The sequence below is a fragment of the Streptomyces sp. R35 genome (assembly GCF_041053035.1).
GTDB classification, from domain to species: domain Bacteria; phylum Actinomycetota; class Actinomycetes; order Streptomycetales; family Streptomycetaceae; genus Streptomyces; species Streptomyces lutosisoli.
This window is the reverse complement of the sequence record NZ_CP163440.1, coordinates 5,428,217-5,454,239: the sequence shown is the minus strand read 5'-3', so window position 1 is coordinate 5,454,239 and position 26,023 is coordinate 5,428,217. Positions and strand designations below refer to the sequence as shown.

Here is a 26,023-nt window from a genome sequence, read left to right as displayed (position 1 = left end):
TCCACCGCGCCCCTTAAGGGGCGCGAGGAACTGCGCGACCAGCCACAGACGACCCGCAGCCGAAAATGGCCGGGCACCCAAGGGGTAACCCGGCCATCCGGTTCATATCAGCCCTTCAGAGAGGCCATCCACGCCTCGACCTCGTCAGAGCTGCGCGGCAACCCGGCGGACAGGTTCACGTTGCCGTCCTCCGTGACCAGAATGTCGTCCTCGATCCGGACACCGATGCCCCGGTACTCCTCCGGAACCGTCAGATCGTCCGCCTGGAAGTACAGCCCCGGCTCCACGGTCAGGCACATACCCGGCTCCAGCGTGCCCTCGACATACGTCTCGGTCCGCGCGGCAGCGCAGTCGTGGACGTCCATGCCGAGCATGTGGCCGGTGCCGTGCAGGGTCCAGCGGCGCTGGAGGCCGAGCTCCAGGACTCGCTCGACCGGGCCCTCGACGAGACCCCACTCGACGACCTTCTCGGCCAGCACGTGCTGCGCGGCGTCGTGGAAGTCGCGGAACTTGCCGCCCGGCTGCACGGCCGCGATACCGGCCTCCTGGGCCTCGTACACGGCGTCGTAGATCTTCTTCTGGATCTCCGTGTACGTGCCGTTGATGGGCAGCGTGCGCGTGACGTCGGCGGTGTAGAGCGTGTGCGTCTCGACGCCCGCGTCCAGCAGCAGGAGGTCGCCGGAGCGGACCGGGCCGTCGTTGCGCACCCAGTGCAGCGTGCAGGCGTGTGGACCGGCGGCGCAGATGGAGCCGTAGCCGATGTCGTTGCCCTCGACGCGCGCGCGGAGGAAGAAGGTGCCCTCGATGTAGCGCTCGCTGGTGGCCTCGGCCTTGTCCAGGACCTTCACGACGTCCTCGAAGCCGCGCACCGTCGAGTCGACGGCCTTCTGCAGCTCGCCGGCCTCGAACTCGTCCTTGACGAGCCGCGCCTCGGACAGGAAGACCCGCAGCTCCTCGTCGCGCTCGGCGGTGACCTTGTCGGTGAGCGCCGCCTCGATGCCGGCGTCGTAGCCGCGTACGACCCGGACGGGGCCGGTGGCTTCCTTCAGCGCGGCGGCCAGTTCCCGCACGTCCGACGCCGGGATGCCGTACAGCTGCTCGGCCTCGGCGAGGGAGTGGCGGCGGCCGACCCACAGCTCGCCCTGGCCGGAGAGCCAGAACTCGCCGTTCTCACGCTCGGAGCGCGGCAGCAGGTAGATCGTCGCCTTGTGGCCGTCACTGGTCGGCTCCAGAACGAGGACGCCGTCCTCGGTCAGGTTGCCGGTCAGGTACGCGTACTCGACGGAGGCGCGGAAGGCGTACTCCGTGTCGTTCGAGCGGGTCTTCAGGTTGCCCGCGGGGATCACCAGGCGGTCGCCCGGGAAGCGCGCGGACAACGCGGCACGGCGGGCCGCGGTGTACTCGGCCTGTGCGATCGGCTCAAGGCCGCGCAGCTCGGTGTCGGCCCAGCCGGACTTCATGTTCTCGGCCAGCTCATCGGACACGCCCGGGTACAGGCCGTTCTTGCGCTGCTTGATCGGCTCTTCTTCGCCCGCTTCGTCAGCGGCTTCGTCGAGCACGGCTTCCGGGGTCTCCGGGTTGAGCGCCTCCGACACGGTCTGCCTCCTAGATACGACTCTGGACCTCCTCCATCGTACGGTCGTACTGAAGGGGGCCCAGGGCCGGAAGGCCTGTTACGTACGGCTACGCGGGGCTCACTCGAACCGCGCCGCCAGGAGGACGACGTCCTCGTCGCTGTCGGCCTCGTCGAGCCCGTCCGGCAGCACACTCCGTAGGACGTGATCGGCGATCGCGCCGGGATCGTCGCGTACCGCCCTGGGCACGCTCGCCGCCGCCGCGTGCAGCCGGGCGAAGGCGCGGTCCATGGGGTCGCCGGTGCGGTGCAGCAGGCCGTCGGTGTACAGGAGCACGGTTTCGCCGGGCTCGGCGGTCAGTTCGATGCTGGGCGCCTCCCAGCAGGCGAGCATCCCGAGCGGCGCCGACAGCGAGGTCTCCACGAACTCCGTGCGCCGCGCGCCGATCACCAGGGGCGGGCTGTGCCCGGCACCGGCGAGGGTGAGTTTGCGCAGCGCGGGCTCGCAGTAAGCGAAGAGGGCGGTCGCGGAGCGGGCGGGCTCGGTCAGCCTGAGCAGCAGTTCGAGGTCGGACAGGACGGCGACGGGGTCCTCGCCCTCCATGACGGCGTACGCCCGCAGGGACGCCCTCAGCCGGCCCATCGCGGCGACCGCGCTGGGCCCGGACCCGGTGACCGAGCCGACCGCGAGGCCGAGCGCGGCGTCGGGCAGCGGCAGCGCGTCGTACCAGTCGCCGCCGCCGCGCGGCCCGGTGCGGTGCCGGGCGGCGAGCTGGACGCCGGAGACCCGGGGAAGCCGCGGGGGAAGCAGCTCCTGGGCGATCGTCGTCATGCACGCGCGCGTGCGCTCCAGTTCCACCAGCCGTGCCAGATGCTCGGTCGCGTACCGGGCGTAGAGGCCGATCAGATGGCGCTGGCGCTCGACCGGTTCGGCGGGCTCGTCGTAGAGCCATACGGCGGCGCCCAGGCGGCCCGCCGCGTCGGTGGCCAGGGGGAGTGCGTAGCTCGCGGCGTAGCCGAGCCGGGCGGCCACCTCGCGGTGGCGGGGGTCGAGCCCGTCCTCGGAGAAGAGATCGGGCTGTGCGATCTCGCCCTCGCCGCCCGGCAGTCCGTCCAGGATCCTGCCGTACGACATGGAGCTGCGCGGAACGGTCTCGATGTGGCCGAGATCCGCCCGGGCGAGGCCCAGGCCGATCGTGGTGTCGGGGCCGAGTCCGTCGCCCGGTTCCATGACGACGAGGCCGCGGCGGGCGCCCACGAGAGCGGCTCCGGCGCGCAGCAGTTCCTGCAGCGCGTCGCTCAGTGTCGCGGTGCGCGCCAGGCGCTCGGTGAGTTCGTGGAGTGTGGTGAGGTCGGAGACCCAGCCCGCCAGACGATCATAGAGGACAGCTCCGGCGCCGGTGGGAGAGGTGGCCGAAGAGGCACCCGTGGCGGCAGGCGTCGGCGCGACAGTGTGTGCGGGCGAGGGAACCGTTGAATCGATTCCAGCCACTTTCGGAAGGTGAGGGGCGTTCATGACGTCCGGCTTTCCGACCGGTGCGTATTGCTCAATAGCATCGCAAACCCCCATGTCGTTCTGCGCCGCTAGCAGTGTCTCCACATGTACACGCACTCGTGAGGGGATGTCCAGCATTGTCCTGCGGGGATTCCTGGTGTCCATGAGACTGTCGGTAACCCTTGCGGGAAAGCAAAGTTGGCTTAAAACTGACTCGGGTAACGGCTTATTGCGGTCGACTGGCCTAGTTCGACGGAGCGTCACAGCGGTCGTGGGTACGTACTCGGTGAAGGCCAGGGGTGGTTGGGATCCTCCCGGAACCTGGCAGCGGACCCGGGCGTCTTAACCACCGACGACCGTGCCCCATCCTCCCGTGGCGGAGGCGGCAAGAAATACGCGGGACGGCAAAACGCCAGGCGCCGCCACCCCACGCCATGCCCATGCTTTAGACAAGCGCAGTATGGACGCGGACGCAGCCAAATGCTCGGCCCAGAGGGGTTTCCCTTGTCTCCAGCAGGGGTGTGATGCGCCAGCAGGTACGCACAGTGAAGTGATCGACACATGGTGTGATGTGGTCCTCGGTGTTGCCAGGCGTGCAACGGAAAGGAACGAGCGCTCATGCGCGAGATCCTCGGAAGGCGACGCAGGCTCCTGTCCAGGCGAAACAACGGGAGGCCTGAGGTGCTCGGCGCGGCCCTGACCTTCGCGGCCGAATGGCGGTGGCCCGTACTCCCGGGTGTGGCGGCGGACCCGCAGGGGCGTGCCCGCTGCGGATGCCCCGACCCGGAGTGCACGGTGCCCGGCGCCCACCCCTTCGACCCCGGCCTCCTCGCGGCCACCACCGACGAGCGCATGGTGCGCTGGTGGTGGACCAACCGGCCGTCGGCACCCATCGTGCTGGCCACCGGAGGCACGGCCCCCTGCGCCGTGAGCCTGCCCGCCCTCGCGGCGGCCCGCGCCCTCGACGCCCTCGACCGCAAGGGCATGCGCCTCGGCCCGGTCGTCGCGTCGGCCACGCGCTGGGCGATCCTCGTCGCGCCGTACTCCATGGAGCAGCTCGGCGAACTGCTCTACGCCAAGGACTTCGTCCCCGGCTCCCTCCGCTTCCACGGCGAGGGCGGCTACATCGCGCTGCCGCCCTCCGAGACCGGCCAGGACCAGATCCGCTGGGAGCGCGCCCCGCTGCCCGGCTCGGCCGCCCCCTGGGTGCCCGATGTCGAGGCCGTCGTGGACGCCGTGGTGGAGGCCCTCACTCGTACGGGTGTGAGCGCGCCCGAGTTGTAGGGGCGCCCGGCGCGCGGTGAACCGCGCGCCCGCCCCCGCTCGTTATCTTCCCCGGTATGAACCTTCGCCTGCTCGCACTCGCGGGCGTAGTGGCGGTCACGGTGGCCCTTCCGCTGGCCGTGGCATCCGCGGGACCTGTCGGCGACCTCGGCGATCTCGGTGATCGGGGCGACGCCGGTCCTGCGGCCGTGCGTGCGTCCGGACACGACGGCGACCGACGTGACGGCGACCGGCGTGATGACGGTCGCCGTGACGACGACAAGGGGGCGGTGAGTCCCGCCCCCACACGTTCTCCCCTGCTGCTCGGTCTCGGCCTCGCCACCGCCGCCCGGTGCGGACCCGAACTCTCCTCGCCCGACGGTGTCGAGGCGCAGACCTGTGTCCTCACGCAGGGTGAGGACACCTGGGCGCGCACCTACTACCGCAACGCGACCGGCGACGAGCTGAGCTCCGTACTGAGCCTCATGGGCCCCGGCGGCCGCACGGTGCAGATGAACTGCACGGTGGGCGCGGAGGACGATCCGGGGGCGTGCGAGACGCCCAGGGAGCGCACGACGGGCGATGCGGGGGCCTACACGGCGGTCGCGGAGTTCGCGAAAGGCGCGGGTTCCCGTGGGCCGCTGCTGCTGCGCTCGGGGAGCAACTCGGGGCAGTAGCAAGGCTGTTGACGTCGTACGGGATTGCGCACATGGAAAGACCCGGTTGCTGGCGACGGGGGATGCACCAGCAACCGGGCTACTCGAACGGTAACAAGAGATCGGCGGTTCGCAAATTCGATCTCGGCTATTCGGACACGGATTTACCTGTCACAACGGGGAGTTGTGACAGGAGTCACCCATCTGCGAGGTCCTGACCAGCTGACCAGTCGGTCAGTTTCGCTGTCTGTGAATCAGCTGAGAGTTACTTGTCGGTTGGTGAGGCCGCCGCGCGCGCGGCGCTCGTCCGCGGTGAGCGGTGCGTCCGTGGCCAGAGCGGTGGCGAGGCGCTCGGCGAACTCGGCCGCCGGCTTCTCGACGTCGTCCGCCGTGACCCCTGTCGGCAGGTCCCAGACCGGCACCGTGAGCCCGTGCGCACGGAAGGAGCCGACCAGTCGGGTACCCTCCCCGAGGCTCGACCGGCCGGCCGCGTGCAGCCGGGCCAGGGCGTCCAGAAGCTGCTCCTCCGGGTGCGGCATGACCCACCGCAGGTGGTTCTTGTCGGGCGTCTCGCACCAGTAGGCGGCGTCGACCCCGGAGAGCTTCACCGTCGGGATGGCGGCGGCGTTGGCGCGCTCCAGGGAGGCGGTCACCTCCGGCGTCGCGTTCTCCGCGTCCGGGACCCAGAACTCGAAGCCCGCGTGCACAACTGGCTCGAACGCGCCTTCGGGGTCGAGCAGGTCCTGGAGCCGCGGACCGTCGGCCGGGGCGCGCCGGCCCTCGACCGGAGTGCCGGGCTGCGCGGTGAGCGCGCGCTGGAGGGTGTCGGCCAGATCGCGGCTGATGTCACCGGACGCCGTGTCGTTCTGCAGGCCGAGCAGGACCGAGCCGTCGTCGCGGCGCAGCGCGGGCCACGCCATGGGCAGGACGGTGGCGAGCGTGACCGAGGGGACGCCCTCGGGGAGGCTCTCGTTGAGCTTCAGCTCGACTGTGGCGGCGGGCACCAGCTCGCGCAGCGCGACCCAGTCGCCCTCGCCCGGCAGGCCCTCGAAGGGGCGGTGCACCAGCTCGGTCACCGCGTGCGCTGCCGCTCGGCCGTGACAGGCCTTGTAGCGGCGGCCGCTGCCGCAGGGGCAGGGCTCGCGAGCGCCGACAACCGGAAAGTTCCCATCAGCGCCTCCGGCGCGGGCTCCGCCTTTCGTCTGAGGCTGCTTGGCCTTCGTCTGGGGTCGCTTCTTGGCCATCGTGGGTGTCTCCCGATCACGGCTCGTCTCGTACGGGCGCGAGCCTAGCCGTTCGTGCGACGGCCGACGGGACCCTGTGGACAACGCACCGAGTCGTCCCGGAACCGGTGGTTCGGTCCGCGTGTGCCTCGGTCCGACCGCGCTCACGGGAAGGCGGCCTGGGGGTGCCTCGATCGGCGTAGGACCTGGATCGGTGTGTCCTTCAGTCCAAGTCGTCGAAGGCGTCCGCGAAGTCGAGGTCGGGTATCCCGGACACGGTCGGTGACGCGACGCGCGTAGCGAAATCGTCACGACGGCGCGCGGCTGTCGTGACCGCCACGTCCTCCTGGACGACGACCCACACCGTGACCTCACCGCGGGCGTCGTCCCGCACGCCCCAGTCCTTGGCCAGCGCCGTGATGATGTTCAGCCCGCGGCCGCCGTGCGCGGTGACCGAGGGCGTGGCCGGAACCGGGCGGGTCGGACCACCGCCGTCCGTCACCTCGACGGTGAGTCTTCCGGACGGATCCACGCGCCACGCGGCGCGGACGTCGCCGTCGCCTGCCAGGGCATCGCCCAGCGGCCTGCCATGTCGGCACGCGTTGCTGAGCAGTTCGGAAAGGATCAGTACGGCATCGTCGATGACCGATTCCGCCACGCCACCGGAGCGCAGCTGATCACGCATCCGGTGTCTTGCTTTCCCCACGCCCGCAGGGCCATGGGGTACGGCCATGCTCGACGACGTGGGCACCTCCTGTGCCACCACCAACGCCACCCCCGAGACCTCCTTTGCCCCACGCCACGGTGTGAATGCCCCTTTGGACTGGACCGGAAACCGGCCAATCCACGTCTGCTGACGCACTCGTAACGATCGAACACGGACCGAACGCGCCGGTGCACTCCCTGTAATCGCGTGGCCTGAATTCGACGGTGGAATCCGGGGGTTCGGGGTGCGTTTCGGAGGTGGCTTCAGGGAGGGGGTCGCGAAGTCAGCGGCCGAGCTGGCGCAGTACCGCGCGCGGGCGGTTGGTGATGATGGCGTCGATGCCCAGCTCAACGCAGAGATCGACGTCCTCGGGCTCGTTCACGGTCCAGACGTGCACCTGGTGCCCGGCTCGTTTCAGCCGTTCGATGTACCCGGGGTGACTGCGTACGATCCGCATCGACGGGCCCGCGATCCGGACACCCGCGGGCAGTCGTCCGTCGCGCAGCCGGGGCGAGACGAACTGCAGCAGATAGACCGTGGGCAAAGTCGGGGACGCGGCCCGGACGCGGTGCAGTGAGCGTGCCGAGAAGCTCATGACGCGTACGGCCGACTCGGCGGCGGACTCCGGGGCGTCCAGGCCGAAACGCTTCAGCAGGAGCAGCAGCCGCTCCTCGACCTGGCCCGCCCAGCGGGTGGGGTGCTTGGTCTCGATGGCCAGTTCCACGCGCCGGCCCGCGTCGGCGACGAGTTCGAGCAGTCGCTCCAGGGTGAGGACCGAGGTGTCCTGCGGGTCCCCGGGGCCGTACTCCCAGTCCGGGGACTCGTCGCGGTTCTTCCAGGAGCCGAAGTCCAGCGCGGCCAGCTCGGAGAGCTCCAGGGCCGAGACCGCTCCGCGGCCGTTGGACGTACGGTTGACGCGGCGGTCATGGACACAGACGAGATGCCCGTCCGCGGTCAGCCGTACGTCGCACTCGAGGGCGTCCGCCCCGTCCTCGATCGCCTTCTTGTACGCGGCCAGGGTGTGCTCGGGGGCCTCTTCGGAGGCTCCGCGGTGGGCGACGACCTGAATCGGGTGCTGTCGTGCGAGGGTCACCGCGTCATGGTGCCACCGTCACGGGGCAGGCGTGAGGTCGGATACGTCAGAAATGGGTCAATTTCGACTGGCGGGTCCGTTATAAAGAATCGCCCCGGACCCACAGCCACCGCTTATGGTGCTCTGACGTCCGGTGGGAAAAGCTGACGGCGTACAAAAGCACATGCACAGCTGAATCGCGCCGGGCCGTCGACAAGCGTGAGTGAGCGTGACCGAGTGCGACCGAGAACAACAGCCGTGGATCGAGGAGAAGAGCTGTGAGCACCGAGAACGAGGGCACTGCAGTACCCCCGGCCCCGTCCGCACCTCCTGTGCCGGTGGAAACTCCCGCTGCTTCCGCGCAGACCGCTGCGCCCGAGGGGGGCGCACCGACGGCACCGATCCCGGCGGTGCCTCCGAGCGCCCCCGGCGCGCCGGAGCAGGCACCGGCGCACGCGGGGCAGTCGGCGTACGCCTCCGCCGGAGCCGGGCAGGGAGCCGACCCGTACGGACAGGGCGCCGGAGCCCCCGGCTCCGCCGCCGAGGCGGGCTGGCCGCCTCCGCCGCCCGCCACCCCGTCGTACGCGGACGGCGGCGGCTCGGGAGCCGACGCGTGGGGCTCCTCCTACCACCAGCAGCCAGCGCCGAAGCCGAAGAACGGGCGCGGTGGCCTGGTCGCCGCGATCCTGGTGGCGGCGCTGGTCGCGGGCGGCGTCGGCGGCGGCATCGGCTACTCGCTGGCCAAGAACGACGACAACTCCACCGACTCGACGACGGTCTCCGCCCCGAGCAGCAGCGGCAGCGTGAAGCGTGCCTCGGGCACGGTCGCGAACGTGGCGGCCAAGGCGCTGCCGAGCACCGTCACCATCGAGGCCCAGAGCACCAGCGGCGAGGGCGGCACCGGCACCGGGTTCGTGTTCGACACCCAGGGCCACATCCTCACCAACAACCACGTCGTGGCGGACGCGGTCGACGGCGGCAAGCTCACCGCGACCTTCCCCAACGGCAAGAAGTACAACGCCGAGGTGGTCGGCCACGCGCAGGGTTACGACGTCGCGGTCATCAAGCTCAAGAACGCGCCGTCGGACCTGAAGCCGCTGGCTCTCGGCGACTCCGACAAGGTGGCCGTCGGCGACTCCACGATCGCGATCGGCGCGCCCTTCGGCCTCTCCAACACGGTGACCACGGGCATCATCAGCGCCAAGAACCGCCCGGTGGCCTCCAGTGACGGCAGCTCCAGCAGCAAGGCCTCGTACATGAGCGCCCTGCAGACGGACGCCTCGATCAACCCGGGCAACTCCGGTGGCCCTCTCCTGGACGAGCAGGGCGCTGTCATCGGCATTAACTCGGCGATTCAGTCGACGAGCAGCGGCGGCCTCGGCGGCACCAGCCAGTCCGGCTCCATCGGCCTGGGCTTCGCGATCCCGATCAACCAGGCGAAGAACGTCGCCCAGCAGCTCATCAAGACCGGCAAGCCGGTCTACCCGGTGATCGGCGCGTCGGTCTCCCTCGAAGAGGGCACCGGCGGCGCGAAGATCACCGAGCAGGGCGCGAGCGGCTCCGACGCGGTCACCTCCGGCGGCCCCGCCGACAAGGCCGGCCTCAAGCCCGGCGACGTCATCACCAAGCTCGACGACCAGGTGATCGACAGCGGTCCGACCCTCATCGGCGAGATCTGGACCCACCAGCCCAACGACACCGTCAAGCTCACCTACACGCGCGACGGCAAGACCCACACCGTGGACGTCACCCTGGGACAGCGCGAGGGCGACAGCTGACCCGTTAGTCTTGTCCCCGCGCCGCCCACGATCGTGGGCGGCGCGGGGTGGGTTGCCCGAGCGGCCTAAGGGAACGGTCTTGAAAACCGTCGTGGCAGCGATGTCACCGTGGGTTCAAATCCCACACCCACCGCAGTGGCTGAGAGCCCCCGACCAGGGAAACCGGTCGGGGGCTCTCGCCGTTGACAGACGGTGAGGCATGCGACCCATGTCGCACCCTGGGTCCCGCCCTTTACCGTGCGGACGACCTCACCGGCCCGACCGGTGGCGGCCACTTCGGCTACCGCTTCGCCGGCTGACCACCGGCCGACCGTCAGCCGTGCCGCCGAGGCGACGGGTTCGTCATGCGGGCCGCCGACGCGATCGTCGAGCGGGCCTCGCGTTCGGTGAGGCCCGTGCGGACGGCGGCTTCGACGAGGGGCTCGGTCAGTTGGGGGCCGATGCCGTTCTCGTAGGCGCGGCAGGCGGCCCAGAAGAGGCGGGTGTTGCGCTGCCCCGCGTGGGCGGCGAGCACGAACTGGACGAGCCCCTGGCCGTGTTGGCCGGTCGCGGGGGGCGTGGGGTGGTGCGTACGGGGCGGGGGCGTGAGCAGGCGCAGCAGTTCGCGCGGGCAGGGCGCGGGCGCCAGCTGCGCGGTGCCCGGAGCCGTTTCGTACACGCCGTGTTCGGTGCGGGAGCCGGGGCCGACGAGGTAGCCGCCGGCGCCGCGGATGTCGATGCCGGGGGCCAGCCGGCTCGCCGAGTTGGGGACGACGACGTCCGGCGGTCCGCTCAGCCACAGGTGACGGCCGCCGCTGGGGGTGAGGACGACCACGGTCGCCGGGATCGTGAACAGGTGGCGCAGGGCCAGTTCACGGAGGGCCGCCGAGGAGTCCGTACCGGATTTGGTGTCGAGGTCGATGCCGATGAGGTGGTGCGGATGCAGTCCGCAGGCGATGCCGTAGCCGGTGGCCCAGGGGGCGGCGGCGAAGAGTTCGCGGATGCGCCGGGGGTCGGTCGAGGCGTCGTACACGCCGTGTCCGAAGCGGCCGCATTCGCCGTGGCAGGGGGAGGGTTCGGGGTCGTCGCGATGGGGGGAGCGCAGGGCCGGGAGTTTCGTTCGGGACAGCGGGATCACCGCCAGTCCGCGCTCGGCTGCGGACAGGGCGTGGGCCAGGGCCAGGGTGGTGGCCTGCCGGTCGATGGTGGCCATGCATCCATGTTCGTACGAGTGTTCGAAAAAGGGAAGGGCTCGCCGGACACGCGAGGGCGCGGGGTGGGCGAAGGGTGGGATTGGCCGAAAATGTGCTGGAACGCTTCAGCCCTTGCGGCGACTGGGATTGAGCCGCCTGGCCAGGGCTGAGCAGGGAGTTTGTGGGCGTGAAGGGGGTTTATCGACATGTCCTCACGCTTGAGGGCGAATCACGGCTTCCGGGGTGGTTCGCCGGGGATTCTGTGGGCAACTCTGGACTCGCGACGTCGTGAACAACGCCGAGGCGGTCGGCCAACTGCCTTGGAACAAGCCTTATTTCACGTACATCCCGGTTCACCGCCGGTGCGTACAACCGGTTCTGGAGGAATCACATGGCAAGCATCCGTACCGCCCGCGTCCTCGCCGCCGTCGCGGCCCTGCCCCTCGCGGCCGCCCTCTTCTCGGGTGTCGCGACAGCAGACAACGGCGCCTTCGCGGACGACGGATCGAACGCGGGCGTGGCGTCCATCATCGGCAGCGGCGTCGGACACGACAACAACGGCAACTCCTCCACCACCCAGCAGCAGGCGGTCGGCTCCGGCGCCTCGAACCAGAGCAACACGGCCCAGGTGAACGGCTCGGCGTTCACTGCCATCGACCAGGACAACGCCGTCGTCAACTTCACCAACCTCTGGTGAGCCGGGGGCCGATGCGCTCACATCGGCCCGGAAACTCCCGTGTGGGGTTGCGCTCTGTGGGGTGGTAACGCGTCTGCGCGGCGGTGCTTCGGTGCCGTCGCGCAGACGCGTTTCGGTGCGTCTCCGACGGCTCCGGTGCCGGTTCTCCGGAAGGTCCGCGGCAGCTCCGGTCCCGATCCTCCGGAGGGTCCGTCACGGCTCCGGTGACCTTGACAGTGGACAGTATCTGACGGACAGTCAGAAACCCTTGTTCGTACGAAGTCCGGGAGGGCCGCCGCCGTGCACCTCGCCCCCACCGAGCGCCAGCAGCGGCTGCGCGCCGAGCTCCGTACGTACTTCCGGGACCTGATGCCCGACGGACCGCCGCCCGCCGACGACCCCGGGCGGCAGCGCGCCCTGCTGCGCCGCATCGGCGCCGACGGGCTGCTCGGACTCGGCTGGCCCGTCGCGTACGGAGGCCAAGGGCGCGGCGCGGACGAGCAGTTCGTGTTCTTCGACGAGGCCTACCGGGCCGGCGCGCCGGTGTCCATGGTCACTCTGAACACCGTAGGGCCGACGCTCATGAAGTACGGGAGCGAGGAGCAGAAGGAGTTCTTCCTGCCGCGCATCCTGAGCGGCGACCTCGTCTTCGCCATCGGGTACTCGGAGCCCTCGGCGGGGACGGACCTCGCCTCCCTGCGGACGCGCGCCGTGCGGGACGGCGCGGAGACCTCCGGTCCGGGGGACGCCGAGGGCGCGCACTGGCGGATCGACGGGCAGAAGATCTTCACCTCCAACGCCCAGAACGCCGACTGGATCTGGCTCGCCTGCCGGACCGACCCGGACGCGCCCAAGCACCAGGGCATCTCGATCCTCCTCGTGCCCACGGACGCGCCCGGCTTCTCCTGGACGCCGATCGAGACGGTGGGCGGACTGACGACCACGGCCACGTATTACGACGGGATCCGCGTCCCCGCCGGGAACCTCGTCGGCGAGGAGAACGGCGGCTGGGGGCTCATCACCAACCAGCTCAACCACGAGCGGGTCGCGCTCGCCGCGATCGGGATGCAGGCCGAGGACTTCTACGCGGCCGCGCTGGAGGCGGCGCGTACACCTGATCCGGTGAATGGTCGGCGTCGGATTGACGAGCCGTGGGTGCGGTTCCGGCTGGCCGAAGTACATGCCCGACTGGCGGCATCACGCCTGCTCAACTGGCGTTTGGTGGGGGATGTGGGGGCCGGTCGACTGGCACCCGGCGACGCGAGCGGCGTGAAAGTCGTGGGAACCGAATCCGCGGTCGCGGTGTACCGAATGTGTCAGGAAATTGTGGGAGCGGACGCACTGGTCCGCTCCGGCTCACCGGGGGTGTTCGGGGACGGCGAGCTGGAGCGGATGAACAGGGCGGCGCAGATCAACACGTTCGGGGGCGGGGTGAGCGAGGTGCAGCGGGAGATCGTGGCGACCATGCGGCTCGGGATGAAGAGGGGGCGGCGGTGAGTGACGAACCGAATGAACTGAATGAACCGAACGAGCCGGATGAACCGAACGAACCGGATGAGCTGGACGAGCCGGATGAGCTGGATGCGCTGGTCGAGCTGGGGCTGCGGCTGAAGGTGTACGAGGGGCGCGCGGCCGCTGTCGCGGGCGTGGGCAAGGACCCGGTCAACGAGCCGATGATCCGGCACTGGTGCGAGGCGATGGGTGACACCAATCCGGCGTACGAGGGGCCGGACGCCGTGGCACCGCCCACCATGCTCCAGGCATGGACGATGGGCGGCCTCTCCGGACACACGGGCCGCTCGGGCGCGTTCGACGAGTTGCTCGGGCTGCTCGACGACGCCGGGTACACCTCGGTGGTCGCCACCGACTGCGAGCAGGAGTATGTGCGTCCGCTGCGCCCGGGGGACGAGATCACCTTCGACGCGGTGATCGAGTCGGTCTCCGAACGCAAGACGACCAAGCTGGGCACGGGGCACTTCGTCACGACGCGGATGGATGTACGGGCGGGGGGCGAGCTCGCCGGTACGCACCGGTTCCGGATCCTCAAGTACGCGCCGGCGCGACGGAAGCCCAAAGAGTCGAAGGAGCTGGAGGAGCCGAGGAGCAGGCGCCCGCGCCCGGTCGTCAACAGGGACAACGCCGGGTTCTGGGAGGGCGTCGAGCGGCACCGGCTGCTGATCCAGCGGTGCACGGGCTGCCGGGAGCTGAGATTCCCCTGGCTGCCGGGGTGCAACGGATGTGGCTGTCTGGAGTGGGACACGGTCGAGGCGAGCGGCGACGGGACCGTCTACTCGTACGTCGTCATGCACTATCCGCCCTTCCCGGCCTTCACGGCCTTCACGGAATCTGATCACGCCGCCGACGCGGCGGGTCCCTACGCGGTCGGCCTGATCGAGCTGGCGGAGGGCGTGCGGATCGTGAGCAATGTGATCGGGGTGCCGTACGACAAGGTGCGGATCGGGATGCCCGTGCGGCTCCAATTCGAGCGGTACGACGAGGAGCTGGTGCTGCCGGTCTTCCGGGCCGGTGAGACCGATGGCGGGGGGAGCTGAGATGGACTTCACGCCGACCGAGGAGCAGGCAGCCGCCCGTGATCTCGCCGCACGGATCTTCGGCGACCTCTCCACGCACGAGCGGCTCGCCGCCGCGGGGACCGGCAGCGACGCCGAGCTGTGGAAGGAGCTGTGCGCGGCCGGGCTCGTGGCGGCCGTGGCGGACATAGGGCTCCTCGGCCTGGTGCTCCTCCTGGAGGAACAGGGGCGCACCACGGCCCAGGTTCCGTTCGCGGCGAGCTGTGTGTACGGGCTCCTGGCGGTGACTGCCCACGGTTCACAAGAGCAGCGGGAGCGGCTGCTGCCGGGGATCGGGGACGGCACGGTGGTGGTGAGCGGGGCGATGTCCGGGCCGGGTGCCGTCCGGGAGGGAGCGCCGGGACGGTTGAGCGGTCTCGTCCCCGTGGTGCCCTGGCTGCGGGACGCCACCTATGTGCTCGTCGCGGACGACCGGCACCGGCTCTGGCTGGTGCGGACCGCCGAGGCGGCATGCGAGCCGGTGGAGCTGACGGCGCCCTGGTCGGCGGGGCGGCTGACGCTCGACGGGACGCCAGGTGAGCGGCTTGGTGGGCCGCCGGGTGAGCGATACAGGGAGGACCCGGACGAGGAGGACCTCCACCAGGGCGAGCAGGCTCCCCAGGACGCCTACGACGACATACTCGCCACCGCCCGTACCGCCTTCGCCGGACTGCAGGCCGGGGTGTGCGCGGGGTCGCTGGCGCGGGCCGTGGAGTACACAAACACGCGGGAGCAGTTCGGGCGACCGCTCGCCGCCAAGCAGGGCGTCCAACTCCGGGCGGCCGACGCGTACATGGACACCGAGGCGATACGGGTGACGGCGTACGAGGCGGCATGGCGCCGCGACGAGGGGCTGGCGTACGCGACGCACGCGCTGACCGCCGCCTGGTGGGCGTCCGAGGCGGGACAGCGGGTGGTGCACACGGGCCAGCATCTGCACGGCGGGACGGGAGCCGATCTGGAACACCCCGTGCACCGGCACTTTCTGTGGGGGCGGCAGTTGGACGCGTATCTGGGGTGCGGGAGCGAAGTGCTCCAGGAATTGGGGGAGTTGATCGTGAGCGGTGAGGTGGAGACATGAGAGTCGGCGACGCACTGCCGCCGCTGGAGATCGAGGTCACGCGCACGCTGATCGTGGCCGGGGCGATCGCGTCACGGGACTACCAGGACGTGCACCACGACGCGGAGCTGGCACGGCAGAAGGGTTCCCCCGACATCTTCATGAACATCCTGACCACCAACGGTCTGGTCGGGAGGTACATCTCCGACTGCCTCGGACCGGACGCGGTGCTTCGCAAGGTGGCCATCCGCCTCGGCGCGCCCAACTACCCGGGCGACACCATGGTGTTGACCGGCTCGGTCGAGGAGGTCGAGGGCGACACGGCGACGGTGCGGGTGATCGGGGCGAACGGCATCGGCAGACATGTGACCGGGACGGTGACGGTCACCCTGCCGCCCGGGGGCGCCCGATGAGCGTACGGACGAGGGACAGCCTCGGCGGAGCGGCAGCGGTCGTGGGGATCGGGGCCACCGAGTTCTCCAAGGACTCCGGGCGCAGTGAGCTGCGGCTGGCGGTGGAGGCGGTGCGGACCGCGCTCGACGACGCGGGGCTGACGCCGGGGGACGTGGACGGGATGGTCACGTTCACGATGGACACCAGCCCGGAGATCACCGTCGCCCAGGCGGCCGGAATGGGGGAGCTGTCGTTCTTCTCGCGGATCCACTACGGGGGCGGCGCGGCCTGCGCGACGGTCCAGCAGGCGGCGCTCGCGGTGGCGACCGGAGTGGCCGAGGTGGTGGTCTGCTACCGGGCGTTCAACGAGCGGTCGGGCAGGAGATTCGGTTCCGGGGTGCAGCAGCGGGAGCCGTCGGCGGAGGGGGCGGCGCTGGGCTGGTCCCTGCCGTTCGGGCTGCTCACGCCGGCCTCCTGGGTGGCGATGGCGGCCCAGCGGTATCTGCACACCTACGGACTGACACCCGAGGCGTTCGGCCATGTCGCCGTGGTGGACCGGAAGTACGCGGCGACGAACCCGGCGGCGTACTTCCACGGCAGACCGATCACCCTCGCCGAGCACGCGGCCTCGCGGTGGATCGTCGAGCCGCTGCGGTTGCTGGACTGCTGCCAGGAGACGGACGGCGGCCAGGCGATCGTCGTCACGTCCGTGGAGCGGGCCCGTGATCTGCCGCATCCCCCCGCGGTGATCACGGCCGCCGCCCAGGGCGCGGGCCGGGCGCAGGAGCAGATGACCAGCTTCTACCGGGACGATCTGACGGGGCTGCCGGAGATGGGCGTGGTGGCACGGCAGCTGTGGCGGACGGCGGGGCTGAGTCCGGGGGACATCGACGTGGGGATTCTGTACGACCACTTCACGCCGTTCGTGCTGATGCAGCTGGAGGAGTTCGGGTTCTGCAAGCCGGGGGAGGGCGCGGAGTTCGTCGCCGAGGAGCGGCTGCCGCTGAACACGCACGGAGGACAGCTCGGGGAGGCGTATCTGCACGGGATGAACGGGATCGCGGAGGGGGTGCGACAGCTGCGGGGCACGTCCGTGAACCAGATACCGGGAGCCGGCCGCGTCCTCGTCACCGCGGGCACCGGAGTTCCCACATCGGGGCTGATCCTCGGGACGGACGAGTGAGAAGGCGGGAGCATGTCCGGGACCCAGCGGGCCCCCGTACAGCCGCCCCTCGGCGGTCAGGCGACCAGCTCCCGGTGGTCCGGCGACCAGCCCCGGCGGTCCCGCGTGCAGCTCCCGTTGGTTCCGCGACCGACTCCCGGTGGTCCCGCGACCAGCTCCCGGCCGTCCCGCGTGCAGCCCCCAATGGTCCGGTGCGCAGCCCCCAATGGTCCGGTGTACCCGCCCCCAGCGGTCCGGTGTACTGCCCCGGTGTACTGCCTCGGTAGGTGTCTCTCAGGGATGAACCCTCAGGGTGCAGGCGCCGCTCGTCCACCCTCAGGAGGTGGGGTCAGCCCCACTCCTACAACCTGAGGGGGACACCGCTTCGGGACCTGCGGCCGATCCGCGAGAGGAGGGGGCGAACCTAGCGTGGAGCCATGACCACACCCGTCTGCACGAGCGCTTCGAACGCCGCGACACCGGCGGTGAAAACCCTTCCGTACGCGCCGTATCCCTCGTTCGCGTCGTATGTGAAGGCCCGCCAGCCGGTGCTGCTGCGTACGGCCCGGTCGCTCACCGCGAACCCGAGCGACGCGGAGGACCTGCTGCAGACCGCGCTGACGAAGACGTACGTCGCCTGGGACCGGATCGAGGACCACCGGGCGCTGGACGGCTATGTGCGCCGGGCGCTGCTGAACACGCGGACGTCGCAGTGGCGCAAGCGCAAGGTCGACGAGTTCGCGTGCGACGAGCTGCCGGAGCCGGAGGGGCTGTCCGCCGGGGACCCCGCCGAGCAGCAGGCGTTGCACGACGCGATGTGGCGGGCGATCGCGAAGTTGCCGACGCGGCAGCGGGCGATGGTCGTTCTGCGGTATTACGAGGACCTGAGTGAGGCACAGACCGCTGAGGTGCTCGGGGTCTCCGTGGGGACGGTCAAGTCGGCCGTGTCGCGTGCGCTGGGCAAGCTGCGCGAGGACCCCGAGCTGGGACTCGTCCGTTAGGCCACCATCCGGTAGGTCACCTTCCGGTGGGCCATAAAGGTTCCCGTTGGCAACGTGATGTGATCGATCAACGGGCCCTAGTGACATACCGCGCGGTATGTGCGCAGAATCAGCGCAGCCCTTACTACCGCGTAGGCAATGTCGCCCCCGGGAGGACGCCGTGCTGAGCACGATGCAGGACGTACCGCTGACTGTGACCCGCATTCTCGAACACGGCGCGCTCGTGCACGGTTCGTCGCAGATCACGACCTGGACCGGGGAGGGCGAGCCGCAGCGTCGCAGCTTCCGCGCGGCCGCGGAGCGTGCGGCCCAGCTCGCGGGCGCCCTGCGCGACGACCTCGGGGTGACGGGCGACGAGCGGGTCGCGACGCTGATGTGGAACAACGCGGAGCACGTCGAGGCGTACTACGCGATCCCCTCCATGGGCGCGGTCCTGCACACGCTCAACCTCCGCCTCCCCGCGGAGCAGCTCGTCTTCATCGTGAACCACGCCGCCGACCGCGTGATCATCGCGAACGGTTCGCTGCTTCCGCTGCTCGCGCCGCTCCTCTCCCATCTGCCGACCGTCGAGCACGTGGTGATCTCGGGCCCCGGTGACCGTTCGCTGCTCGCCGGAGCGTCCGTGCGGGTGCACGAGTACGAGGAGCTGATCGCCGGGAAGCCGACGACGTACGACTGGCCGGAGATCGACGAACGCCAGGCCGCGGCCATGTGTTACACCTCCGGCACCACCGGCGACCCCAAGGGCGTGGTCTACTCCCACCGTTCGATCTACCTGCACTCCATGCAGGTCAACATGGCCCAGTCGATGGGTCTCACCGACCGCGACACGACCCTCGTCGTGGTCCCGCAGTTCCACGTCAACGCCTGGGGTCTGCCGCACGCGACCTTCATGACCGGCATCAACATGCTGATGCCGGACCGTTTCCTCCAGCCCGCGCCGCTTGCCGAGATGATCGAGAGCGAGCGGCCGACGCACGCCGCCGCCGTCCCCACCATCTGGCAGGGCCTGCTCGCCGAGCTGACCGCCAAGCCCCGCGATGTCTCCTCCCTCACCCAGGTCACGATCGGCGGCTCGGCCTGTCCGCCCTCGCTCATGGCGGCCTTCGACGAGCTGGGCATGCGGGTCTGTCACGCCTGGGGCATGACCGAGACCTCGCCGCTCGGCACCATCGCCCGGCCGCCGGCCCACGCCGAGGGCACGGACGAGGAGTTCGCGTACCGGCTGACGCAGGGCCGCTTCCCGACCGGCGTCGAGGCCCGCCTCACCGGCCCCGGCGGCGAACGGCTCCCCTGGGACGGCGAGTCCGCGGGCGAGCTGGAGGTGCGCGGCCCCTGGATCGCGGGCGCCTACTACGGCGGCCAGGGCGCCGAACCGCTGCGCCCCGCCGACAAGTTCAGCGAGGACGGCTGGCTCAAGACCGGTGACGTCGGCACCATAAGCGCCGACGGCTTCCTGACCCTCACCGACCGCGCCAAGGACGTCATCAAGTCGGGCGGCGAGTGGATCTCGTCCGTGGACCTGGAGAACGCCCTCATGTCCCACCCGGATGTCACCGAGGCCGCCGTCGTCGCCGTCCCCGACGACAAGTGGGGCGAGCGGCCGCTGGCCACCGTCGTCCTGAGGGAGGGCTCCGCCGCCGACTTCGAGTCGCTGCGCGCCTTCCTCGCCGACGAGGGCAAGATCGCCAAGTGGCAGCTCCCCGAGCGCTGGACGATCATCGCCTCGGTCCCGAAGACGAGCGTCGGCAAGTTCGACAAGAAGGTGCTCCGCAGGCAGTACGCGGAGGGCGAGCTGGACGTCACGAAGCTCTGACACACGTGACACACGTACGGCGGGTGGGGAGCCCTGGGGCGCCCCACCCGCCGTACGCGCAGATCATCGACGTACGGACGCCGTGGCGCTCGCGTTCCGCCCCGGACCACGCCGTACGGACGTCGTGGTCCACCCCAGAAGCAGCCACACCCCCGCCACCGCGCACACGCCACCCCAGCCCCACTGGGTGAACGCGCTGCCCGCCAGCGCCGATGCGAGCGCGCCGCCCGCGAAACCGGCCACCACATAAGCCGTGTTGGCGGTCGCCGGGGTCGAGGTCGTCGTCAACGCCAGGGTCTGGTTGGCGACATGGCTGGTCACCAGGGCCGCGTGGACCACGATCGCCGCCGCGCACAGCGCCCACAGCGTGCTCCCGCCCAGCCAGAACAGCGGTACGGACACGGCCGCGAGCAGATACGCGGACCGTACGACCTTGGCGGCGCCGAACCGGTCGACGAACCCGCCCGCGAGCGGTGCCACGGCGCTCGCGGTGAGGCCGAAGAGACCGAAGAGCCCGGCCGTCGCGGTGGACAGCCCGTACCCGCCGTCGCCCGTCAGCAGCAGCGCGAGCGAGGTCCACAGCGCGCTCCACGCCCCGTACATCCCGGCCTGGCGCAGGCACGCCCGCCAGAGGTCCGGGGAGGTGCGGACGACGGACGGCAGGGCGCGGAGCCCCGCGAACAGCGGGCCCGTGCGGGGGCGGGAGTCCGCGGGGAGCGCCCAGGCGGTCGCGAGCCCCAGCGCGGCGGTCAGCACCGCCGCGCCGACGAAGACGATCCGCCAGCCGAACGCCTGGCCGATCAGCCCGCCGAGGACACGGGCCGCGACGATCCCGGTGAAGAGCCCGGCGATGACGGCGGCGACGTGCCGGGCCCGCCGGTTCGCGGGGGCGCGCGCGGCGACCAGCGGCACCAGCAGCTGCGGTACGACGGTGGCGGCGGCCGCGACGAAGACGGCGGCGGCCAGTGTGGTGGTCCCGCCCGAGAAGGCGCCCAGGGTCAGCGCCGCCGTGGTGATGAGCGAGAGGGCGGCGACCAGGCGGCGCCGGTTCACGGTGTCGCCGAGCGGGGCGAAGAAGAGCAGCCCGGTCGCGTAGCCGAACTGCGCGACCGACGCGATCCAGGCCACGGCCGAGGGCGCCGAGCCGAAGTCGTGGGCGATCAGGGGGAGCAGCGGGGCCGCGAGGTAGATGTTGGCGGCCGTGACGGCGGTGCACAGGGCGATGAGGGTGAGGAGGAGGGTGGGCGGGAGCGACGGCGCGGCGGCCGGTCGGCGGACACCGGTGCGGGGCGCCGGGATCTCCTGGGTGGCTGACGGCATGAGCGGCGGGACTCCTTCGGGCCGGCTGCGGAGCGGATCGGGTCAGCTGAGTAACCAGCCGGCCAAGTAACTAACTGGTTGGTTGGCTGCGGAGGCCGAGTCTGCCCCGCACCCACGGGAGTGTCAACCAACTGGTTGGTTACTTATTCCGCTACCCTGTCCGCATGGCAGCGAAAGTCAGGGACCCCGAGGCCACCAAGGCCCGGATCTTCGAGGCGGCGATCGGCGAATTCGCCCGGTACGGCATCGCGGGCGCCCGCATCGACCGCATCGCGGCCGAGGCCAAGGCGAACAAGCAGCTGATCTACGCCTACTTCGGCAACAAGGCGGAGCTTTTCGCACGCGTCCTCGAGAAGCGGATGCTCGACCTCGCCATAGCGCTCCCCGTCGACGGCGACGACATCGAGGGCTGGATGGACCGGCTGATGGACTACCACGCCGCCCACCCCGAACTGCTGCGCCTCCTCTTCTGGGAGGGCATCGAGTACGACACGGCCGAACTCCCCGACGAGTCCGAGCGCCGGCAGCACTACGCCCGCAAGGTCGCCACCCTCGCCGACGCGCAGGCCCGCGGCGTCATCAGCGCCGACATCCCGCCCAACGACCTGCTGTTCATGCTGGTCGCGCTCGCGGGCTGGTCCACGGCCGTGCCGCAGATGCGGCGCATCCTGGTCGGCGGCGAGGACACGGACAGCGAGCGGGTACGGGCCTCGGTCCGTGCGGCGGCACGACGGCTGACCGCCCGGTAAGCCCCTGGGGCGGACCTGGGGTCGGCCGGACCCGGTTGACCAGGCCTGGTTGACCGGGCCTAGTTGGTGCCGATGCGTGCCAACAGGTCGACGATCCGGTCCTGCACCTCGGCGCTGGTCGAGCGCTCGGCGAGGAACAGCACCGTCTCCCCCGCGGCCAGGCGCGGCAGTTCGGCCGGGTCGACGGCGGCCGTGTAGACGACGAGCGGTGTGCGGTTCAACTGCCCGTTCGCGCGCAGCCAGTCCACGATTCCGGCGTGCCGGCGCCGTACCTGCATCAGATCCATCACGACCAGGTTCGGCCGCATCTGCGAGGCCAGCGTGACGGCGTCCGCGTCGGTCGACGCCCGCGCGACCTGCATCCCGCGCCGCTCCAGCGTCGCGGTCAGCGCCAGCGCGATCTCCGCGTGCTCCTCGATGAGCAGCACGCGCGGCGGGTGCTGCTCGGAGTCCCGGGGCGCCAGGGCCTTCAGGAGTACGGCGGGATCGGCGCCGTACGCCGCCTCGCGCGTCGCCTGTCCGAGCCCCGCCGTCACGAGGACGGGGACCTCGGCTGCGACGGCCGCCTGGCGCAGCGACTGGAGCGCCGTGCGCGTGATCGGCCCGGTCAGCGGGTCGACGAAGAGCGCGGCCGGGAAGGCGGCGATCTGCGCGTCGACCTCCTCGCGCGAGTGCACGATGACGGGCCGGTAGCCGCGGTCGCTCAGCGCCTGCTGGGTGGTGACGTCGGGCGCCGGCCACACGAGCAGCCGCCGCGGGTTGTCCAGCGGCTCCGGGGGCAGCTCGTCGTCCAGGGGCTGCGGCTGCGGCTGGTCGGCGACCTCGACCGCGCCGCCGGGACCGTCGAGCGGCTCGGGGCCCTCGGCGGCGTTCTCGTCCGGTGCTCCTATGGCGTACGACCGTCCGGCGCCCTCGGTGGCTCCGGGCAGCCGGGGCCCGGGCGCCGCGGCGGTCTGGCCCGCCTGCGGGTGCGGACGGGCCTCCGTCTCCGGGCGCTCGGCGGCGGGCTCGGGAGGCGTACCGAGCTTGCGGCGGCGGCCCGAACCGTTCGTCTGGTGCGGGGGAGGCGTGGCGGACTGGGCCTGAGCCGGGGCGCCGGGCTGGTTCGGGGCGGACTGGCGGGCGAACGGGACGCCTTGGCCGAGCGTACGCACGCTTATGGCACGGCCCTGCGTCGAGTTGGGGTCGATCGGGGCGGCGGCCTCGGCGGGCAGCGGCTGAGCGACGCGGGGTTTCGCCGGGAGCTCAGGGGGGAGCGGGGTGCCCGGGGCGGGCGTGGGCTGAGCCGCGGCGGGAGCGCTCGGCGCGGGCTGCGCCGGGGCCACCGGCTGTGCGGGGGCCGCGCCGGGGGGTACGGGGGCCGGAGTGCCCGCGCCGGAAGTGTCGTTGGCGTGGGGACCGGCGTTCGTGTTGGCGTTCGGCCACGGCTGCGGAGCCAGGGCTTGGGCAGGGGCCGGGGTGGCCTGGGCGGCGGCAGGGGGCTGCGGTGCCTGCGCGGGAACACCCTGCGCGGGAACGCCCTGTGCCGGAACCGCCTGCGCCGGCACACCCTGCGCGAGTGTCCCCGCTGTCCCCGCTGTCTCCGGCTGACCCGGGGCAAGGCGGGCGCGCCGCCGTCCCGTCGGGTTGGAGACGGGGTGCGGCTGCGGCGGGGTGTGATCGTCGGCCGGGTCGTGCAGCATCGCGTCATGACGGCCGTCGTCGGCCTGCTGGAGCTGAGCCCGGGCCTGAGCCTGAACTTGGGCCTGCGCCTGAGCCTGGGCCTGGACGTACTCGGGTGACTGGTCCGCCTCCGCGGGCGGCAGCGCGAACACCGTACGGGCGCCCGTCTCCTGCGCGGCGGCACGCTCGGCCGCGGCGGCCAGCGCACGCCGACGGCGCCCGGTCGGCTGCCCCGCGTCCGCGGAGCCACCGGCGTCCTGCATCCCCTGCGCCTCCGGGGCGACGGGCGCACTGGGCGCCGCGGGCAACGCCGCCGGCAGCGCGTGCTGTTCGCCGTCCCGCAGCGCACGCCGCCCGGCGGGCACCGGCACCCCCTGCGGAGGCACCGTCCCGCCAAGCCCCGTGCCCACGGCCGCGGTGCCCGCCGCGTGCTCGCCCGCCATGACGACCGCACCCTCGGAGACACCGCCGGTGCCGTCACCGGTCGCCTCGCCGGGCATGTCACCCGTCGTACCGTCGCCCGCGTCCTCGGCCGGACTCGGCCGTCCGCGCCGCCGTCCGGTACCGCCGGAGCCACCGCCGTCACCCGGGCCCTCGACCGCGGACCCCTGCGCGGGCACCGTCACCTCGCGGGGGTTCTGCTCATCGGCCGTACGCCGCCGACGCCGCCCCGTGGGAGCGGCCCCGCCGGTCTCGGTGGCCGCGGGCTCGGACTCCCCCGCCACCTCGCTCTCCAGGAAGGCGTCCACGGAGGACCGCCGGGCCCGCCGCCTGCCGCCGCTCTGGTGCGAGGCCTGCTCGGGAAGGGCGACCTCGGAACCGGGAGCGTCCGCGGGCTCGGTGGCCGGAACCGTCCCGGCGCCCCCGCCGATCGGCACCTCCAGCACGAACGCGCTGCCGCTCATGCCCGGCACCTCGTGCGTCTGGAGCACACCGCCGTGCGCGCGCACGATCCCGCGCACGATCGGCTCGTGCACCGGGTCTCCCCCGGCGTACGGCCCGCGCACCTCGATACGGACGCCCTCACCGCGCTGCGCGGCGGCCACGACGACGGTGTTGTCCATGTAACCGCCCGCCGACACGGGCGCGTTGCCGGTCGCGTCGACCCCCGCCACATCGGCGATGAGATGCGCGAGGGCGTTCGCGAGCCGCTGCGGGTCGACCTCGGCCTCGATGGGCGGCGCGTGCACGGCGAACTGGACGCGCCCGGGCCCGATGAGCTCGACGGCCCCTTCGACACCGGCGGCGACGACCGCGTCGAGCATCACCTTCGTACGGGAGATCTCCTCCGCGCCCGAATCCAGCCGCTGATAGCCGAGGACGTTGTCGACGAGCGTCGTGATCCGCGAGTAGCCGGCCGCGAGATGGTGGAGCACCTGGTTGGCCTCGGGCCACAGCTGTCCGGCGTCGTCGGCTGCGAGCTTGGAGAGTTCGCCGCGCAGCTGGTCGAGCGGTCCGCGCAGGGACTGGCTGAGCACGGCCAGCAGCTGCTCGTGCCGCGCGGTCAGCGCCTCGTAGCGGTCCTTCTCGCGCTCGCCGAGCGCCGCGTACCGCTCGTCGCCGGCGGCGAGTTCCTCCTCGTGCTGCTCGCTCACCTCGGCCAGCTCGGCCGTGTGCGCCTCGCGCAGCGCCTTGAGCTCCTCGGCGTGCTCGTCGGCGATCCGGGCGAGCTCCTCGGCGTGCCGGGTGGCCTCGGCGTCCTTCTCCTCGGCCAGGGTGTCGTACGGCCGCCGGTCGGTGAAGGTCATGACGGCGCCGACGAGCTGGTCCCCGTCACGCACCGGCGCGGTCGTCAGGTCGACCGGCACCTTGTCCCCGGCCTTCGACCACAGGACCTGCCCGCGCACCCGGTGCTTGCGCCCGGAGCGCAGGGTGTCGGCGAGCGGCGACTCCTCGTACGCGAACTCGTCGCCGTCCGCGCGCGAGTGAAGGATGAGGGAGTGCAGGTCCTGGCCGCCGAGATCGCTGGCCCGGTATCCGAGTATCTGAGCGGCCGCCGGATTGACCAGAACAACCCGCCCCTCGGTGTCCGTCCCGACGACACCCTCGGCCGCCGCGCGCAGGATCATCTCGGTCTGGCGTTGCGAACGCGCGAGTTCGGCCTCGGTGTCGACGGTGCCCGACAGATCGCGTACGACGAGCATGAGCAGCTCGTCAGGGGTGGGTCCGTAGCTGTCGTAGGCCTGCTGGCCGTTCTCGAGATTCGCACTGGTGACCTCGACCGGGAACTCGGTCCCGTCGGTCCGCCGCGCGATCATCCGGGTCGGCTTGGTCCGCCCGTTCTGGTCGATGGTCTCGGGCTGCCGCATGGATCCCGGGATCAGCCGGGAGTCGAACTGCGGCAGCAGATCGAGCAGTCCCCGGCCCACCAGAGCCGTGCCCGGGGCCTCGAAGGCCTCCAGGGCGATGGTGTTGGCGTTGACGACGGTCCCATTGGCGTTGACCAGCACCAACGCATCGGGCAGCGCGTCCAGTATGGCTGCGAGGCGAGCAGCGCCTCGGGATGGCCTGCTGCTCACGAGACGCTTCCTCCCTGTTACCGCACCTTGCCGACCGCGGATGCCATCTTGCCAACCGGCCCGCAGCGTGTCACGCGAGGGAGTCTACGGGCAGAGGTTGCGCTCGCGACGCCGGATGAGAGGGAGGTCGCACGCGGAAGTGACGCGGATTGGACGC

At 71.4% G+C, this 26,023-nt stretch carries 20 protein-coding genes and 1 tRNA gene; 13 read left to right on the top strand and 8 right to left on the bottom strand.

All coding sequences use genetic code 11. The annotated features are described in order from the left end of the window. Positions 1-107 precede the first annotated feature (107 nt). The gene (locus tag AB5J50_RS24970; protein WP_369265506.1) at positions 108-1,559 is read right to left on the bottom strand and encodes an aminopeptidase P family protein; all 1,452 of its coding nucleotides are present in this window, start codon (positions 1,557-1,559) and stop codon (positions 108-110) included. Between the two features lie 135 nt (positions 1,560-1,694). Further along, positions 1,695-3,206, bottom strand: a complete 1,512-nt coding sequence (locus tag AB5J50_RS24965; RefSeq protein WP_369265505.1) for a PP2C family protein-serine/threonine phosphatase — start codon at positions 3,204-3,206, stop codon at positions 1,695-1,697. A 480-nt stretch (positions 3,207-3,686) separates the two neighbouring features. On the opposite strand from AB5J50_RS24965, the gene AB5J50_RS24960 reads away from it, so the two are divergent. Further along, the gene (locus AB5J50_RS24960; RefSeq protein WP_369260558.1) at positions 3,687-4,352 is read left to right on the top strand and encodes a bifunctional DNA primase/polymerase; all 666 of its coding nucleotides are present in this window, start codon (positions 3,687-3,689) and stop codon (positions 4,350-4,352) included. A 56-nt stretch (positions 4,353-4,408) separates the two neighbouring features. Next, positions 4,409-5,008: a hypothetical protein gene (locus tag AB5J50_RS24955; RefSeq protein ID WP_369260557.1), complete on the top strand. Its 600-nt coding sequence runs from the start codon at positions 4,409-4,411 to the stop codon at positions 5,006-5,008. Between the two features lie 233 nt (positions 5,009-5,241). Here AB5J50_RS24955 and AB5J50_RS24950 read toward each other — a convergent pair whose 3' ends face one another. The 3 genes from AB5J50_RS24950 to AB5J50_RS24940 form a co-directional block, all read right to left on the bottom strand. Then, positions 5,242-6,231, bottom strand: a complete 990-nt coding sequence (locus AB5J50_RS24950) for a DUF5926 family protein (protein ID WP_369260556.1) — start codon at positions 6,229-6,231, stop codon at positions 5,242-5,244. Between the two features lie 202 nt (positions 6,232-6,433). Beyond that, the gene (locus tag AB5J50_RS24945) at positions 6,434-7,072 is read right to left on the bottom strand and encodes an ATP-binding protein (protein ID WP_369260555.1); all 639 of its coding nucleotides are present in this window, start codon (positions 7,070-7,072) and stop codon (positions 6,434-6,436) included. A gap of 127 nt (positions 7,073-7,199) precedes the next feature. Beyond that, entirely contained in the window at positions 7,200-8,009 is an 810-nt protein-coding gene (locus AB5J50_RS24940; RefSeq protein ID WP_369260554.1) for a glycerophosphodiester phosphodiesterase, read from the bottom strand. A gap of 257 nt (positions 8,010-8,266) precedes the next feature. On the opposite strand from AB5J50_RS24940, the gene AB5J50_RS24935 reads away from it, so the two are divergent. Together AB5J50_RS24935 and AB5J50_RS24930 are read left to right on the top strand one after the other, a co-directional pair. Beyond that, positions 8,267-9,766, top strand: coding sequence for a trypsin-like peptidase domain-containing protein (locus AB5J50_RS24935; RefSeq protein WP_369260553.1), 1,500 nt, complete (start codon positions 8,267-8,269; stop codon positions 9,764-9,766). Positions 9,767-9,812: 46 nt separating this feature from the next. Then, a tRNA-Ser gene (locus AB5J50_RS24930) sits at positions 9,813-9,899 on the top strand. 180 nt (positions 9,900-10,079) lie between these two features. Here the strand turns inward: AB5J50_RS24930 and AB5J50_RS24925 are convergent. Next, complete coding sequence (locus tag AB5J50_RS24925; protein ID WP_369260552.1) at positions 10,080-10,958, bottom strand: bifunctional DNA primase/polymerase; 879 nt, start codon at positions 10,956-10,958, stop codon at positions 10,080-10,082. Positions 10,959-11,329: 371 nt separating this feature from the next. Here AB5J50_RS24925 and AB5J50_RS24920 point away from each other — a divergent pair, with 371 nt between their 5' ends. The 8 genes from AB5J50_RS24920 to AB5J50_RS24885 all read left to right on the top strand — a co-directional run bounded on the left by AB5J50_RS24920 (position 11,330) and on the right by AB5J50_RS24885 (position 19,616). Beyond that, positions 11,330-11,635, top strand: a complete 306-nt coding sequence (locus AB5J50_RS24920; RefSeq protein ID WP_369260551.1) for a hypothetical protein — start codon at positions 11,330-11,332, stop codon at positions 11,633-11,635. 279 nt (positions 11,636-11,914) lie between these two features. Further along, positions 11,915-13,111, top strand: a complete 1,197-nt coding sequence (locus AB5J50_RS24915) for an acyl-CoA dehydrogenase family protein (protein ID WP_369260550.1) — start codon at positions 11,915-11,917, stop codon at positions 13,109-13,111. Between the two features lie 80 nt (positions 13,112-13,191). Next, positions 13,192-14,166 carry a bifunctional MaoC family dehydratase N-terminal/OB-fold nucleic acid binding domain-containing protein gene (locus AB5J50_RS24910; protein WP_369265504.1) on the top strand — a complete coding sequence of 325 codons (975 nt, stop codon included), beginning with the start codon at positions 13,192-13,194 and terminating at the stop codon, positions 14,164-14,166. A gap of 1 nt (position 14,167) precedes the next feature. Further along, positions 14,168-15,265 (top strand): acyl-CoA dehydrogenase family protein, encoded by a 1,098-nt coding sequence (locus tag AB5J50_RS24905; protein WP_369260549.1) that lies wholly within the window; start codon positions 14,168-14,170, stop codon positions 15,263-15,265. Further along, on the top strand, positions 15,262-15,657 hold the full coding sequence (locus tag AB5J50_RS24900; RefSeq protein WP_369260548.1) for a MaoC family dehydratase: 396 nt from the start codon (positions 15,262-15,264) through the stop codon (positions 15,655-15,657). Before AB5J50_RS24905 ends, AB5J50_RS24900 begins: the two co-directional genes overlap by 4 nt. After that, positions 15,654-16,820: a lipid-transfer protein gene (locus AB5J50_RS24895; protein WP_369260547.1), complete on the top strand. Its 1,167-nt coding sequence runs from the start codon at positions 15,654-15,656 to the stop codon at positions 16,818-16,820. The genes AB5J50_RS24900 and AB5J50_RS24895 overlap by 4 nt, the downstream gene beginning before the upstream one ends. Before the next feature lie 416 nt (positions 16,821-17,236). Further along, the gene (locus tag AB5J50_RS24890) at positions 17,237-17,800 is read left to right on the top strand and encodes a SigE family RNA polymerase sigma factor (RefSeq protein ID WP_369260546.1); all 564 of its coding nucleotides are present in this window, start codon (positions 17,237-17,239) and stop codon (positions 17,798-17,800) included. A gap of 172 nt (positions 17,801-17,972) precedes the next feature. Next, positions 17,973-19,616 (top strand): long-chain fatty acid--CoA ligase, encoded by a 1,644-nt coding sequence (locus tag AB5J50_RS24885; protein WP_369265503.1) that lies wholly within the window; start codon positions 17,973-17,975, stop codon positions 19,614-19,616. Positions 19,617-19,679: 63 nt separating this feature from the next. Here AB5J50_RS24885 and AB5J50_RS24880 read toward each other — a convergent pair whose 3' ends face one another. Beyond that, positions 19,680-20,936: an MFS transporter gene (locus AB5J50_RS24880; protein ID WP_327429983.1), complete on the bottom strand. Its 1,257-nt coding sequence runs from the start codon at positions 20,934-20,936 to the stop codon at positions 19,680-19,682. Positions 20,937-21,100: 164 nt separating this feature from the next. Between AB5J50_RS24880 and AB5J50_RS24875 the strand changes: the two genes are divergently transcribed. After that, positions 21,101-21,685 (top strand): TetR family transcriptional regulator, encoded by a 585-nt coding sequence (locus AB5J50_RS24875; protein WP_369260545.1) that lies wholly within the window; start codon positions 21,101-21,103, stop codon positions 21,683-21,685. 59 nt (positions 21,686-21,744) lie between these two features. On the opposite strand, the gene AB5J50_RS24870 is transcribed toward AB5J50_RS24875, so the two are convergent. After that, positions 21,745-25,866, bottom strand: coding sequence for a PAS domain-containing protein (locus AB5J50_RS24870; protein ID WP_369260544.1), 4,122 nt, complete (start codon positions 25,864-25,866; stop codon positions 21,745-21,747). Between the last annotated feature and the right edge of the window lie 157 nt (positions 25,867-26,023).

Coding starts and splice junctions, on each gene's coding strand:
- AB5J50_RS24875 (WP_369260545.1), top strand. CDS start 21,101: ATGGCAGCGAAAGTCAGGGACCCCGAGGCCACCAAGGCCCGGATCTTC.
- AB5J50_RS24880 (WP_327429983.1), bottom strand. CDS start 20,936: ATGCCGTCAGCCACCCAGGAGATCCCGGCGCCCCGCACCGGTGTCCGC.
- AB5J50_RS24895 (WP_369260547.1), top strand. CDS start 15,654: ATGAGCGTACGGACGAGGGACAGCCTCGGCGGAGCGGCAGCGGTCGTG.
- AB5J50_RS24925 (WP_369260552.1), bottom strand. CDS start 10,958: ATGGCCACCATCGACCGGCAGGCCACCACCCTGGCCCTGGCCCACGCC.
- AB5J50_RS24960 (WP_369260558.1), top strand. CDS start 3,687: ATGCGCGAGATCCTCGGAAGGCGACGCAGGCTCCTGTCCAGGCGAAAC.
- AB5J50_RS24955 (WP_369260557.1), top strand. CDS start 4,409: ATGAACCTTCGCCTGCTCGCACTCGCGGGCGTAGTGGCGGTCACGGTG.
- AB5J50_RS24885 (WP_369265503.1), top strand. CDS start 17,973: ATGCAGGACGTACCGCTGACTGTGACCCGCATTCTCGAACACGGCGCG.
- AB5J50_RS24965 (WP_369265505.1), bottom strand. CDS start 3,206: ATGCTGGACATCCCCTCACGAGTGCGTGTACATGTGGAGACACTGCTA.
- AB5J50_RS24905 (WP_369260549.1), top strand. CDS start 14,168: ATGGACTTCACGCCGACCGAGGAGCAGGCAGCCGCCCGTGATCTCGCC.
- AB5J50_RS24950 (WP_369260556.1), bottom strand. CDS start 6,231: ATGGCCAAGAAGCGACCCCAGACGAAGGCCAAGCAGCCTCAGACGAAA.
- AB5J50_RS24890 (WP_369260546.1), top strand. CDS start 17,237: ATGACCACACCCGTCTGCACGAGCGCTTCGAACGCCGCGACACCGGCG.
- AB5J50_RS24900 (WP_369260548.1), top strand. CDS start 15,262: ATGAGAGTCGGCGACGCACTGCCGCCGCTGGAGATCGAGGTCACGCGC.
- AB5J50_RS24920 (WP_369260551.1), top strand. CDS start 11,330: ATGGCAAGCATCCGTACCGCCCGCGTCCTCGCCGCCGTCGCGGCCCTG.